The sequence below is a fragment of the Shewanella psychropiezotolerans genome (assembly GCF_007197555.1).
Classification (GTDB): Bacteria; Pseudomonadota; Gammaproteobacteria; order Enterobacterales; family Shewanellaceae; genus Shewanella; species Shewanella psychropiezotolerans.
Genome location: NZ_CP041614.1, coordinates 4,213,842 through 4,227,824 on the forward strand (window position 1 = coordinate 4,213,842; position 13,983 = coordinate 4,227,824).

At 47.7% G+C, this 13,983-nt stretch carries 10 protein-coding genes and 1 pseudogene; 9 read left to right on the top strand and 2 right to left on the bottom strand.

Going from position 1 to position 13,983, the window contains the following annotated elements; genetic code table 11:
- Positions 1–23: 23 nt before the first annotated feature.
- Together fadJ and fadI are read right to left on the bottom strand one after the other, a co-directional pair.
- A complete protein-coding gene (gene fadJ / locus FM037_RS18595) occupies positions 24–2,150 on the bottom strand; it encodes a fatty acid oxidation complex subunit alpha FadJ (RefSeq protein ID WP_144047207.1) in 2,127 nt (708 codons plus the stop codon).
- 5 nt (positions 2,151–2,155) lie between these two features.
- Positions 2,156–3,466 carry an acetyl-CoA C-acyltransferase FadI gene (gene fadI, locus FM037_RS18600; protein ID WP_144047208.1) on the bottom strand — a complete coding sequence of 437 codons (1,311 nt, stop codon included), beginning with the start codon at positions 3,464–3,466 and terminating at the stop codon, positions 2,156–2,158.
- 419 nt (positions 3,467–3,885) lie between these two features.
- Here fadI and FM037_RS18605 point away from each other — a divergent pair, with 419 nt between their 5' ends.
- From FM037_RS18605 to putP, 9 genes and pseudogenes are all read left to right on the top strand, one after another.
- Positions 3,886–4,842 carry an AAA family ATPase gene (locus tag FM037_RS18605; protein WP_144049037.1) on the top strand — a complete coding sequence of 319 codons (957 nt, stop codon included), beginning with the start codon at positions 3,886–3,888 and terminating at the stop codon, positions 4,840–4,842.
- Positions 4,843–5,772: a DUF58 domain-containing protein gene (locus FM037_RS18610; RefSeq protein ID WP_144047209.1), complete on the top strand. Its 930-nt coding sequence runs from the start codon at positions 4,843–4,845 to the stop codon at positions 5,770–5,772. It begins immediately after the preceding gene.
- Positions 5,772–6,296 carry a DUF4381 domain-containing protein gene (locus tag FM037_RS18615; protein ID WP_144047210.1) on the top strand — a complete coding sequence of 175 codons (525 nt, stop codon included), beginning with the start codon at positions 5,772–5,774 and terminating at the stop codon, positions 6,294–6,296. Before FM037_RS18610 ends, FM037_RS18615 begins: the two co-directional genes overlap by 1 nt.
- The gene (locus tag FM037_RS18620) at positions 6,290–7,294 is read left to right on the top strand and encodes a vWA domain-containing protein (protein ID WP_144047211.1); all 1,005 of its coding nucleotides are present in this window, start codon (positions 6,290–6,292) and stop codon (positions 7,292–7,294) included. Before FM037_RS18615 ends, FM037_RS18620 begins: the two co-directional genes overlap by 7 nt.
- A 2-nt stretch (positions 7,295–7,296) precedes the next feature.
- Entirely contained in the window at positions 7,297–9,216 is a 1,920-nt protein-coding gene (locus FM037_RS18625) for a vWA domain-containing protein (RefSeq protein ID WP_144047212.1), read from the top strand.
- Positions 9,210–10,906, top strand: a pseudogene (locus FM037_RS18630) (BatD family protein). The gene FM037_RS18625 and the pseudogene FM037_RS18630 overlap by 7 nt, the downstream one beginning before the upstream one ends.
- A gap of 106 nt (positions 10,907–11,012) precedes the next feature.
- Positions 11,013–11,576, top strand: a complete 564-nt coding sequence (locus FM037_RS18635; protein ID WP_144047213.1) for a sigma-70 family RNA polymerase sigma factor — start codon at positions 11,013–11,015, stop codon at positions 11,574–11,576.
- Positions 11,569–12,273 (top strand): DUF3379 domain-containing protein, encoded by a 705-nt coding sequence (locus FM037_RS18640; protein ID WP_144047214.1) that lies wholly within the window; start codon positions 11,569–11,571, stop codon positions 12,271–12,273. The genes FM037_RS18635 and FM037_RS18640 overlap by 8 nt, the downstream gene beginning before the upstream one ends.
- A 135-nt stretch (positions 12,274–12,408) precedes the next feature.
- Complete coding sequence (gene putP / locus FM037_RS18645) at positions 12,409–13,860, top strand: sodium/proline symporter PutP (protein ID WP_144047215.1); 1,452 nt, start codon at positions 12,409–12,411, stop codon at positions 13,858–13,860.
- Positions 13,861–13,983: the final 123 nt, after the last annotated feature.

Sequence of the window (13,983 nt, forward strand, 5' to 3'; positions counted from 1 at the left end):
AACCTAACTCGATCGAACTTAGGTCAGTCGAAGAAGCGCTGATTGGTCTCAGCCATCTCCCTTAACTTATCACAAGGTGCAAATCTGTTGCCGTGCTTAGCTTGGTATTTCTCTAACTTAGCAACTAAGACGCCAGCTCCTAGTGTATCGATATAGTGGAATGGTCCACCCAGGAATGGCGGGAAGCCAATACCAAAGATAGCACCAATATCACCGTCACGAGGTGATGCGATAATCCCCTCTTCCAAACAACGTACAGCCTCATTGAGCATCTGAACTACGCATCGCTGCGCGACTTCAGAAACTTCAGCATTCACGCCAGGTTTCAAGCCTAGGACTTGGTAAACACTCTCATCGACTTGCTTACCTTTCTTCTTGGCCTTACCACCGTACAGATAGAAGCCTTTACCGTTCTTACGACCCTTTCTGTCATCACTCAGTAGCTTATCGAACGCTGCAGGCGCCTTGAATCGTTCACCTAATTCAGCTTCCAATATAGGAGAGATCTTCGCGCCTACATCAATACCAACTTCATCGAGTAATGTCATAGGGCCGACAGGGAAACCAAACTTAACCAGTGCCTTATCTAGATGTTCAACACTTTGACCTTCAAGCAGCAATTGTGCAGCTTCGTTCATGTACAAGGCTAAAATTCGATTCACGTAGAAACCGGCACCGTCTTGTACCACTATTGGCGTTTTACCTTGCTTACGGGCAAAGGCAACCACGGTTGCTATGGTCTCGGGCGAGGTTTTCTTATGGGCGATAACTTCAACCAGCGGCATTTTCTCAACCGGAGAAAAATAATGCAAACCGATGACATTTTCGGGACGAGCAGCCGCCTCGGCAATCTGTGAGATTGGCAGTGAAGAGGTATTTGAAGCGAAAATGGTGTTCTCGCCACACTCACGTTCGACATCTTTTACCATCTGATGCTTAAGCTTCAAGTCTTCAAATACGGCTTCAACCACGATATCAGCATCTTTAATGCCTTTGTACTCAGTGGTTGTGGTCATCAGCGACATGATATTATCTCTAGCCGATGGCGTCATATGGCGACGCTTTACGCCTTTATCGAGAAGCTTATAGGCATAAGAGAGTGCGTTGCTAAGTCCTTGCTCACTGATATCTTTGACTCGCGCCGGGATCTTAGCTTTGGTGGTCGTCACAGATGCAATACCGCCGCCCATGAGGCCGCCACCGAGTACCATTGCCTTGTTGACTTTTCGAGGCACAACATCGCCGGCGCCAGTCTCTTTCTTCATCTCGGTCGTGGCAAAGAAGATGCTTCTTAATGCGGCCGACTCTGTCGACATGACCAGATCGGCGAAATGGCTGGCTTCCACTTCGAGTCCTTTGGCTTTTCCCTTAGCCATGCCTTGGCGCACGCAATCGATAATCTTTGCAGGCGCTGGGTAATTACCTTGAGTCTTCTTCTGAACTTGCTTACCGGCTTGATCGAAGATGATATTTCGGCCAACTGGAGTGCCTTCGAGCAACTTGTTGACCAGAGACTTGTTCACCTTCTTAGGCGCACGTTTACCTTTAAGCGCCATTTCAACCGCGGTAGCTAACAGTATCGACTCGGGGACAACATCGTCGACCAAGCCCATCTTCAACGCTTGCTTAGGGCGGATCTGCTTACCCGTTAGCATCATATCTAATGCCGTAGTAATACCAACGAGTCTAGGTAATCTCTGGGTTCCACCACCACCGGGTAACAGGCCTAGCTGCACCTCAGGTACGCCCATCATGGTCTTGCCATTTTGGCTACATACTCTTTGATGACACGCCAATGCCAGCTCCAGACCGCCGCCCAGACACACACCATCTATCGCCGCAACCACGGGGATAGACATGGCTTCTAGTTCGTTAAATACGATATGTCCTTGCTGTGACAGCGCCTTAGCGTCTTCTACAGAAGTACAAGCATCCAACATGGAGATATCAGCACCGGCAACGAAACAATCTTTCTTTCCAGAAGCTAACACTAGGCCCTTGATACTTTTATCGGCTTTAATTTCCGCCAATATTTCAGTGATCTCAGGGCCAAATTCGGTGCGCAAGGTATTCATGGTTTCGCCAGGTACATCTATCGTCAGTACGGCGATGCCATCTTCACGGCGAACTAAATTAAATGTCTTTTCCATAAGAATTACTCCACTTCTACTATCATTGCTGCACCTAAACCACCTGCCGCACAGGCCGTGGTGAGTCCTGTACCACCGCCTCGACGTTTTAGCTCACGACAGACTTGGGTGATTAATCGAGTGCCCGTTGCGGCAAAAGGATGACCATAAGCGAGTGAGCCACCTAACACATTAAATTTGCTCATATCTATCTCACCTATGGCTCGGTTTCTGCCGAGTTTCTCTGCGGCGAACTTTTTCGAGGCAAACATCTGCATATTGGCAAGTGTTTGAGCCGCAAAGGCCTCATGCATCTCGATAAGCGTCAGATCTTCGAGTTCCATACCCGCACGTTGCAATGCCAGAGGCGTCGCATAAGATGGGCCCATCAACATGTCTTCCCACACATCGATGGCGCTAAAAGCATAACTCTTGATATAGCCGATGGGATCATAGCCAAGTGCTTTAGCACGGCTCTCACTCATCATTAACACCGCCGAAGCACCATCGGTTAATGGCGTACTGGTGGCCGCGGTAACGGTACCATGCTTACGATCGAATGCAGGTCTTAGCTTGGCATAGGATTCCAGGCTAGAGTTTTCACGAATATTATTATCACGGTCGATAAAACGCTTATAAGGAGGAACATGAGCCGCCATGACCTCATCTCTAAGATGACCCGCATTCCATGTCTCAGTGGCAAGCGTATGAGAGCGGTGTGCTAAAGCATCTTGATCGGCGCGGCTAATGTTATACGTCTTAGCCATCTGTTCTGCGGTTTGGCCCATGGAGATGCCAGTAGAAAATTCGGCAACAGCTGGTGGAACAGGGAACAAATCTTTTATTCCTAAACGTCTGAAGATAGCCAGCTTCTGGCTGAAAGAGCGGGCCTTGTTCAGATCGACTAACGCATGAGCCAGTTTCTTCGATACACCAATCGGCAGAACCGAAGATGAATCGGCACCACCGGCGATACCGATATCGATATTACCCGTCATAATTGACTCGGCAACATTGACCGTAGACTGAAAACTGGTAGCACATGCACGGCTAACACTATAGGCATCGGTACTCACATTCATACCTGTACCCAACACAATTTCTCGGGCAATATTAGGCGCCGCAGGCATCTGAACAACCTGTCCATATACGAGCTGCTCTATTTCCTTAGGATCAAGCTCCGAACGAGACAACATCTCGTTGACGACCATCTTGCCCATGTCCAGTGCCGAAACACCGTGAAACGCCGTAGCTTGTTTAGCAAATGGGGTTCTTAAACCCATTACTATTGCAATACGATCGCCCTTGGCGTTCGTTACCTGTTGTCTGTGACTCATTTGCCGCCCTCTTCTTATACGCCTAGCCGATATTTAGCTCTTGACGCTATTATTTCCTTGCCGCGTTTTAATCTGTCCGACTGTACTGCATATAACAGGTCAGACCATTAAAGTGTGATCTGATTCTAACTTCTTACAGGAAAGTTTTAAACACCTGTTTGGTTTTTAGGCTGAAAAATATTAAAAAAACCTTTATTAACAATGTTTAATGAAGTTTATTTTGATTTATCTTGTCCTATATATGCATATTACAAATATCTAAATGTAGTTAAAGCGACAATGCAGCATATAACTAAGTCGTACAATTAATATGACTTTATATACACAAAAGGTAAATTGGCACTAGCCAAACCCTATGTGAATTTTTTACCATGTCGTTGGTCTATAACTTAACGAATAAAAACAAGCCGAGTAACATCATGCCTTTGAGTCGATTTCACGCGTTACGCGAATACCTTAATCAGGTCATTTTGGGACAACCTGTCCTAACCGAAAACTTATTAATAGCCTTGATCGCAGATGGACATTTACTCGTCGAGGGACCTCCTGGTCTGGCGAAAACCCGGGCGGTAAAGGCCCTATGTGACGGCGTCGAAGGGGATTTTCATCGAATTCAGTTTACCCCGGATTTACTACCAGCCGATTTAACCGGAACTGACATCTATCGTGCTCAAACGGCGACATTTGAATTTGAAGCTGGCCCTATTTTTCACAATCTTATCTTAGCCGATGAGATCAACCGAGCCCCAGCCAAGGTTCAGTCGGCTCTGCTCGAAGCAATGGGGGAAGGTCAAGTTACCGTAGGTAAGAATAGCTATAAATTACCTGAACTGTTTCTGGTCATGGCGACGCAAAACCCCCTAGAGAACGAAGGGACTTATCCGCTACCCGAAGCACAACTAGATCGCTTCTTGATGCATCTCAAGCTGGATTATCCCAGTGCGGAAACTGAGTTCGAGATCATGCGTATGTCACGTAAAGAAGCCTTGAAGCAAGCGGCTCCCACTGTAGAACCTATCATTCAGAAAGATATTTTCGAAGCCCGCGAAGAGTCACTGGAACTCTATCTCGCCGAGCCGTTAGAGAAATACATCGTCGACATAGTGATGGCGACCAGACAGCCGCAACGCTACAGCGATGAACTGGCCAGTTGGCTTGAGTATGGTGTCAGCCCACGAGCCACACTCGCATTGGAGCGCTGTGCCCGAGCACGAGCTTGGTTACTGGAGCGCGATTTTGTTTCACCGGAAGATATTCAAGCCGTGGCACCCAATGTATTGAGACACAGGTTACTCCTGAGTTATCAGGCACAAGCCGAAGGCGTGAGTAGCGACCAAGTGATCGATTATATTTTGTCTCAAGTCGCGGTGCCTTAAGTGTCTGAAATTGTCCTCCCTCTTTTTGCCGACGGGGTAAACCTGAATCAAAAAGAGCTGCTAGCATGCCAAAATATCGCCAGAGCGCTTCCCGAGAAACGCTCTAAAGCCCGTGCGAGTCTCTCGGGACACAGGGCCAGTCTGATTAAGGGCCGGGGCATGGAGTTTGCCGAAGTACGGCAATACCAACCCGGTGATGATGTCAGAACCATAGATTGGCGCGTTACGGCTCGTACGGGTAAGGCTCATACTAAGCTCTTCGTTGAGGAGCGCGAGCGGCCAGTACTGATTTTACTCGATCTCAGCCACAGCCTCTATTTTGGTTCCAGCTTATTGCTGCAATCGGTACAGGCTGCACATCTGGCCACCACTCTTGGCTGGAGTGCAATCCTACACAGCGACAGATTAGGGGCATTGATTGCCACAGAAGATGAGCATATTGAACTCAAGCCCAGAAGCCGCCAGAAAGGCATCTTACAACTCATCTCAGCCATCGAATCAGTGCATAAGCAACAACTGGCTCGGCTGGCTACACATCAGGCTGAGCCTGATCATATGTTCCGTGCATGTCAAAGGCTCAGGCGCATAGCTAAGCCTGGTTCATTGATCTGGATAATCAGCGATGGCAGCAATTTCAATGAGTCTTGTCTTGCGCCTCTGTCAGATCTAAAACGCCATTGCGATATGGGGGCCTTCTTAATCACAGACCCCCTGAGACAAGGCAAGCTAACACTGCCCAAACAGTTCCAGCTGCCAGTAAAAGATGGCAATAAGGAGCTAACCCTCAATCGAGCCGGCTATGATACCTGGCTGCAAAAACAACTTCAGACCCAAGCCCAGTTTACTCAAATGATGCAAAAATTAAATGTTCACACACGCACATTAGATGCGGGCATGACCCTTAACGATCAACTTGGAGCGTTAAGATAATGCAGCCCACAGCCAATCCCGCCCTCACCGTATTGAAAGACATTCATACACCCGAGGCCATCAGTAACATGCCAATGGCCTTAGGTTACTGGCTGGTTCTAGCACTGATATTGATAGCTGTCACAGCTCTCATGTTCAAACTCAAACAAGCAAGGCGCCACAGGGCGCCAAAACGCGAAGTCTTATCAGCCATCGCATCATTGGACACATCTAGCGATAAACATGCCGCCGATATCCCAGTTCAGATAAATAGCTTAATCAAACGCGCAGCCATGAGTTACCTCTCAAGGGAACAGGTGGCTGGTCTTCAAGGCGACAGTTGGCACCAGTGGATGACGCAGCAAGTTAACACTGTTAATCCGCGTTTGAAAGCCCTGCTCGACAGGCGCTACCAGAGAGAAGGCCTGACTCAAAAAGAGGCCGAAGAGCTCAAGATGTTAGCCACCGACTGGCTCAAGCAAGCCTTACCATTGAAAGAAGACGCTAAGAATATCGGTACCAACAACAAGGAGGCACAATGCTGACTCTCGCATGGGCCTGGTTACTCTTACTTCTGCCACTGCCACTCATTTTCAGAAAACAGCAACAAGAAGTCGAAATCAGCGGTCATCTTCATCTGCCCGGCATAGGTGAAAATGGGGCTGAGCAAATTCAGCAACAAGCACATTCCCGTAAAGCCTACTGGCTAGTCTGGGTGCTGTTAGTGATTGCCGTTGCGCGCCCCTTGTGGATGGGTGATGCTATCGAGCTGCCAAGTAAGGGCCGCGATCTTATGATGGCAGTGGATCTTTCCGGCAGTATGCAGATTGAAGACATGGTGCTCAACGGACAAACTGTGGATCGATTTACCATGATACAAGATGTGGTCAGTGACTTTATCGAACGTCGTAAGGGAGACAAATTAGGCCTTATTCTGTTCGCCGATCATGCTTATCTGCAGGCCCCCCTGACCCAGGATAGACGCTCTGTCGCGCAATTTCTAAAGGAAGCTCAAATAGGACTAGTCGGCAAACAAACCGCCATAGGCGAAGCGATAGCCTTAGGGGTTAAACGTTTCGACATGGTCGACAAGAGTAATCGGATTTTAGTGCTTCTCACCGATGGCTCCAATAATTCAGGTTCCATCTCTCCCGATCAAGCCGCCGCTATCGCCGCTAAGCGTGGAGTGAAGATCTACGCAATCGGCGTCGGCGCAGATGTCATGGAGAGACGTTCTATCTTCGGTACAGAGAGGGTCAACCCGTCGATGGATCTCGATGAAGCACAACTAAGCTCCCTGGCAAAAACCACAGGAGGCCTGTACTTCAGGGCCAGAAGTTCTCAGGATCTGGAGCAGATCTATCAAGAAATTGATAAACTCGAGCCCATTAGCCGAGATCAACTCAGCTATCGACCTCAATCGGAACTTTTTTATCTGCCATTGACTGCCGCCTTGTTGCTCACTATCTTAATGGCACTATCTCAACTCCCCTTATTTAATCGACCCGTGCAATGGTTAACGGCCCGTCGAGGAGACAGATAAACATGCATTTTCTTCGACCTGAGTGGTTTTTCGCACTCATCCCTCTGATAATCCTCATCCTATTACTGTGGCGCATTGAACGAAAAAACTCGACATGGAATCGTTACATTGCTCCCCATCTAGCCTCTCTGTTAGTCACCCAGACTAACGAGATAAAGCGCAGCAAGTTATGGTATCTCGGATTAGCTTGGCTCGTGGCCGTGCTTGCCTTGTCGGGACCCGCGTTCACTAAGCAATCTCTGCCAGTATACGAAGCGGCTCAGGGCAGAGTTATCGTCATGGATATGTCTCTGTCTATGTACGCAAGCGATCTGTCCCCCAATAGATTGTCACAAGCAAAATTTAAAGCTACCGACCTTATCGACGCACTTGAAGAGGGTGAAACCGGACTCATCGCCTATGCAGGGGATGCTTTCACCATCAGCCCCTTGACGCGGGATAGAGCAACCTTACTCAACCTACTGCCAACCTTATCACCGGATATAATGCCGGTTCGAGGCTCTAACTTAGTAGCAGCGTTGGAACAAGGGAAAAACCTACTCGCTCAAGGAGGACACATACGCGGTGACATCTTATTGCTCACAGACGGCGTATCGACTCAACAGATGCGTGCAGCAAAAGCCGTCTTACAAGACACCCAATACCGCTTAGCCATTATGGCTTTTGGCAGTGAGCAAGGCTCACCCATTCGTCTGCCAGATGGACAGCTACTCAGGGATAATGCCGACCAAGTAGTCGTCGCTAAGACGAACTATTCGTTGCTCAATGAGCTGACACAGGCTGCAGATGGTGTATTAATTCCCTATAGAAGTGATGGGCGGGATCTCGAGCAGATGCAAAACTGGTTGTCGACAACCGGCGATACTAAGGCAACCGAACTCGATGGAGAGATCTGGCAAGATGCTGGCCCCTATATCGCGCTATTACTCCTGCTGCCTGTATTGCTTAGTTTCAGGCATGGATTGGTTGCGGTCGTTGCACTCTTTATCGTCTATATCCCAACTCCGGTTCAGGCATCGACCTGGGACAATCTCTGGCAAACCCAAGATCAACAAGGAATGCAAGCCTATCAGGCAGAGGATTATCAGCAGGCATCAGATTCCTTTACATCTCCTCAATGGCAAGCCAGCGCCCTTTATAAGGCTGGAGAGTATGATGAGGCTTTGTCATTGTTCGAACAGGATAACTCCGCTAGCGGCTTGTTCAATCAAGGCAACAGCTTGATGCAGCAGAATAAATATGATGAGGCGATAAAACGTTATCAAGAGGCATTAGTACAAAACCCGGAATTGACTGGTGCAAAGGATAACCTAGAACTTGCCAAAAAATTAGCGCAACAGAAGCAAGATAGCCCAGATCAAGACAAGTCAGACTCACAAGAAAAGTCTGAGGACAATGCCGACAAAGACTCAGACAAAGATAAGCAGCAAAAATCTGATCAAGAGCAGCAATCACAATCCAATGACTCACAGCAAGACAGTGCCTCAGATAAAGAGGATTCAGGAGATCAGAGCCCGGAAGATAAAAGCTCGGAAGAAAAGAGCTCAGAAAATCAAGACTCAAAAAGTAAGAATAACGATGCCGACATGCAGGCCGATCCGGACAAACTGCCGTCTCAAAAAGATAACCAAGACAGTGAGCAGGACAAACAAACCAACAGCCATGATAGTCAAGAAGAGCAAGAGCAGCAGGCTCGTTCGCAAAACGCCCAAGCAGCCGATGAAAATCCAGAGGAAGAAGCTCAGGCAAAAGCCCAAGCGGCTCAAATGCATGAAGGACCAGAAGCACTTCCTCCTGAGATGGAGCGTGCGTTAAGATCTCTGGTCGACGACCCGCAAGTTTTACTGAGAAATAAGATGCAACTCGAATATCAAAAACGTGCAAGACAAAATGCTAACTCTAAGGATCAGCAGCAATGGTAGTTTCCAGACGTTTATTACTAGCCTTAATGACGCTAGTTTTTTCCATTCCCACTTTTGCCATTAGCCAGCTGGAAACAACTGTCGATAGAAACCCTGCCGTTGAAAAGGAATATTTAGTACTGACCATCAGTGCCGACGATGATGTCAAAACCGGGGATCTAGATACATCCCCCTGCTCAAAGACTTCATTGTGGGACGCACCAGTGTCAGCCGCAGCACACAAATTGTTAATTTCGACTCGAGAAAGCAAACTCGTTGGCAAATCCTCTTGGCACCTAAGCATGCCGGCACTATCTTGATCCCCTCTTTGAGCATAGACGGAGTCGAATCTACACCTATCGAACTCAGTGTCGTCGCTGCAGGCAGTCAACCCCAGCAGATGAGGAACCTGTTTATACGTACCAGCTTATCCACTGAAGAAGCCTATGTGGGACAACTCATCATCTATAAAGTGAAACTCTTCTTAGCGGTGGATCTTCAGCGAGGGCTGTTAAGTGCCCCTAACTTAGATGGTGCACAGATCAAGCAACTGGGTGAAGATGTCGATACGACAGAAATTTTCAATGGCCGCCGCTACCGAGTCATCGAACGCACATACGGCATCATTGCCGATCAACCCGGAGAACTGACCATAGACGGCACAGGTTTTTCGGGCGATGTGTTAGTGCAAGGCTCTCGTCGAGGCGGCATGTTCTCTTTCAATGAAAGCCGCCCCATGGAAGCCAGAGCCGCGAAATCTATCTTACTTATTAACCCTATACCCAATGAGTATCACGGTGAATGGTTAGTATCAGATCTGGTCGCGCTAAGTGAAGACTGGCCGGAAGAGACTCAGGAATATCAAGTCGGGAACCCTATCACACGTACCATCAGTTTACTGGCATCGAATACGGATGACACTAGCTTACCGGAGATCCTAATACCAGTCCCCCAAGATCTTAAAACCTACCCGGAGAAGCCGGTACGCAAGACGTTCTTGCGAGATAAACAGATGGTGTCACAGCTGACCCAAACCTTAGCCATAGTGCCAACCAAAGCCGGAGAGTACACCTTACCGGCCGTCACAGTGCCTTGGTGGAATCCTCACACTAAACGTCAGGAGCAAGCGATGCTCCCCGCCAGAACCATCACAGTGATAGGCAGCGACGTAGCAGAAATCAATTTACCTCAGATAACTAATACTTCTGCTACAGATACATCGGACTACTGGCCTTGGTTAAGCTTAATCTTTGCCGCCTTATGGTTAGCCACCTTAGCGCTCTGGCAAAAGAGTCGCAGTCAGATTAAACAACTCACCACTAACCAGGGTGACTCGGCATCGACCCACAACATACCTGATGCAGTAAGCAACAATGAGAATGTTCAACGCCAAGCCTCCCCCGTCCTAACGGCTAAGCAAGGAACTAACTTATCGACGTTGGAAGCTGCCTGTAAAGAGGAAAACGCCGGAAAAGTATTGACGGCGCTTCAAACTCATTACAGTAAGCAACATTCTCGCTCCATGAGCCTTGCCGATATTGCCGGATTATCTCTCGAGCTGAACCAGGTCATTTCGCAGCTGCAGATCAGCGCCTTCAGTAAGGAACAAACTCCAGTGAATTATCAGATGATCATCGAAGCGGTGAAATCATCGAAAAATAAGAAGGTTCAGCAGCGGACCTCTGCACTGGTGGATCTTAATCCTAAGTAGACCTCTCAACGCCTTTGGCAAGAAGTTATAGTTAACTTCTTGCCATTCCCTTCAAGCAGGTTAAGCTAGCCACTATTGTGGTAGTTAATCGAGCACTAATTTAAAAATGTTTAATCGCCTGCGAAATAAAAAACCCGATTCCTCGGTCAATTCTGACATGCTAAGTAAACAAAGACGATACGATAGCCTTGTCAGGGCACTCCATGCAGATATATTCCGCTACGCCTACTGGTTATGCGGGGATAAGCATATTGCGGAAGATATCACTCAGGAGACTTTTCTCAGAGCCTGGCGCTCACTCGAGTCATTAAAGGATGATAAAGCGGCTAAAGCCTGGCTTATCACCATAGTGAGAAGAGAGAATGCCCGTCGATTCGAGAGGAAACAGTTCGATTACTCAGATATTGAGCAAGAGCAACTGGAAGATCATATCTCCACGAGCACCGAAGATAATGCAGAGCAGCATCTGATCCGCAGACAGATCTCAAAATTAGAGATCGAATACCGTGAACCTTTAATTTTACAAGTTATTGGTGGCTTTAGCGGCGAAGAGATTGCAAAAATATTAGATCTCAACCGTAATACCGTAATGACTCGACTGTTTCGTGCCAGAAACCAGTTAAAAGATTTAATAGAACAACCACAAGTAAGAGGTCAATCCAATGGATGAGCTGAAGTTTAGACGTCAAGCCTATGGAGAGCCAAACTGTCAGGACGATGATTTTTTAGCGGCGATGCAAGTTGCCCCTGAACGTGCAGCTTTCGTCAATGAATTAAAGAAGCTCGATAAAAAACTTGAGCGAGCCTTAAAAATTGATGTACCGGAAGATTTAGTGGCCAAATTGCTGCTTAATCAACAGCTGCATCAGCATCAGAGACAGAGACGTAAGTCCGGGTTTACGTTGGCGCTTGTCGCATCAATCGCTTTTATCGCAGGGATCAGTTTCACCCTATTAAGGATGGCTCCCGTCGATCTAGGGCAACATGCCCTCGCCCATGTGTATCATGAGACTAAAGCACTGAGCGTAGATCAAAATGTCAGCTTTAAGGATGTTAATTTTCAGCTGGCTTCTATGGGTACAATAGGCAATGCCAAGTTCACTCAACAACCCGGTAAAGTCTATTACAGCACTTTTTGTGACTTTCAAGGCGTGAAGAGCCTACATCTGGTTATGCAGGGAGAGCATAGCAAGGTTACCCTCTTTATCGTCCCCATTGAGGAGCGTATGGTGCTCGAACAAGCCTTTGCCGATGACAAGTACAAGGGAAGAGGTTTCACAACCGACAACGCCTACATGTTACTCGTTAGTGAAAATGATGCAGACATAAGTTACGTAGAGGAAGAGATTCAACAAATATTCATCTAAACTCGTAACAACCTGTGGTGACACCGGGTCACCACAGGACCTACCAGCTTCACATTTCCAATCAATATTGAGCTTCGCATCTAACATCTGCTAGCATGTCGCCCACATTTTAAAATAAATAATAATGGCATAAGCATGGATATTGAATTACCGATATTAGTTACCTTCATCGGCTATCTCGCCCTAATGATGGGGATCGGCCTATGGGCCTATAAAGCGACAGACTCAGTTGACGATTATATCTTAGGTGGCAGAAGCATGGGCCCGGCCGTCACCGCATTGAGTGTTGGTGCATCTGATATGTCAGGCTGGCTATTACTAGGATTACCCGGTGCAGTTTATTTGGGTGGATTAGGCGAAGCTTGGATTGGTATAGGTCTGGTCTTTGGCGCCTGGTTAAACTGGCTCTTCGTGGCCAAGCGTCTTCGTATATACACGGAATTTACCGATAACGCCCTCACTCTACCCGACTTCTTCGAGAAACGCTTCGAAGACAGCAAAGGCTTACTCAAGCTGGTTTCAGCGGTCACTATTCTAGTCTTCTTCACCTTCTATGCTTCGTCTGGCATGGTAGGCGGTGCGATACTGTTTGAAAAAGTCTTCGGCCTAGATTACACCTTAGCCTTGATTATCGGCTCGACCATTATTGTCGCATACACCTTTGTCGGTGGATTCTTTGCCGTCAGTTGGACCGACTTCTTCCAGGGTTGTTTGATGTTGGTTGCCCTATTAATCGTCCCGGTGGCTATCTTCAGTCAGCCTGAAACCCAAAATGGTCTAGACAGTATCGACCCGGCCATGCTTTCCATGTTCAATGAAGGCACCACTGTCATCGGCTTAATCTCACTTCTCGCATGGGGCTTAGGTTATTTCGGTCAACCACATATCCTGTCTCGATTCATGGCCATCAAGAGTGCCAATGATATTCCGCTATCGCGTCGTATCGCCATGAGCTGGATGGTTATCGCCCTCATAGGTGCATTAGCAACGGGCATAGCCGGTAGCCTGTACTTCGCCAACGATCCATTGGCCAATCCTGAGACCGTTTTCATCCACCTGGCACATGCAGCATTTAACCCATGGATCGGCGGTCTGCTTATCGCCGCGATTTTATCGGCCATCATGAGCACCATAGATTCACAGCTCTTGGTCTGCTCTAGTGTCATCACCGAAGATTTCTATAAGAAGTGGCTACGCCCAGAAGCCAGCAGCAAAGAACTGATGTTAGTGGGCCGTATCGGCGTACTCGCGATTGCCATTATCGCCGGTATCGTTGCACTCAACCCAGAAAGCAGCGTTCTTGGACTAGTGAGTTATGCATGGGCAGGGTTTGGCGCGGCATTTGGTCCTGTGGTGTTACTCTCGCTCTTCTGGAGTGCTTACAGTCGAAATGGTGCGGTGGCGACTATCATAGTCGGTGCATTCACAGTTGTGATCTGGAAACAGCTTTCTGGTGGCATCTTCGATATCTATGAAATCTTACCAGGCTTCATTTTAGCAACGCTATCAGGTGTGATTGTGAGTAAAATATCTGCCCCTTCCGATAAGGTAAAAGAGCAGTTTAGAGTATTTACTTCAAAACTATAAGCACTAAAAATAAGACGTTAGCCCCTCAAAAACCCAAAATAGCGTACACGTGTACGCTATTTTTTTTATTTATTTTCAACCCTATTTTTCACAAGCCCGCAACGTAAATTCAAACCCAGTAAA

Coding starts and splice junctions, on each gene's coding strand:
- fadJ (WP_144047207.1), bottom strand. CDS start 2,150: ATGGAAAAGACATTTAATTTAGTTCGCCGTGAAGATGGCATCGCCGTA.
- fadI (WP_144047208.1), bottom strand. CDS start 3,466: ATGAGTCACAGACAACAGGTAACGAACGCCAAGGGCGATCGTATTGCA.
- FM037_RS18605 (WP_144049037.1), top strand. CDS start 3,886: ATGCCTTTGAGTCGATTTCACGCGTTACGCGAATACCTTAATCAGGTC.
- FM037_RS18615 (WP_144047210.1), top strand. CDS start 5,772: ATGCAGCCCACAGCCAATCCCGCCCTCACCGTATTGAAAGACATTCAT.
- FM037_RS18620 (WP_144047211.1), top strand. CDS start 6,290: ATGCTGACTCTCGCATGGGCCTGGTTACTCTTACTTCTGCCACTGCCA.
- FM037_RS18625 (WP_144047212.1), top strand. CDS start 7,297: ATGCATTTTCTTCGACCTGAGTGGTTTTTCGCACTCATCCCTCTGATA.
- FM037_RS18635 (WP_144047213.1), top strand. CDS start 11,013: ATGTTTAATCGCCTGCGAAATAAAAAACCCGATTCCTCGGTCAATTCT.
- FM037_RS18640 (WP_144047214.1), top strand. CDS start 11,569: ATGGATGAGCTGAAGTTTAGACGTCAAGCCTATGGAGAGCCAAACTGT.
- putP (WP_144047215.1), top strand. CDS start 12,409: ATGGATATTGAATTACCGATATTAGTTACCTTCATCGGCTATCTCGCC.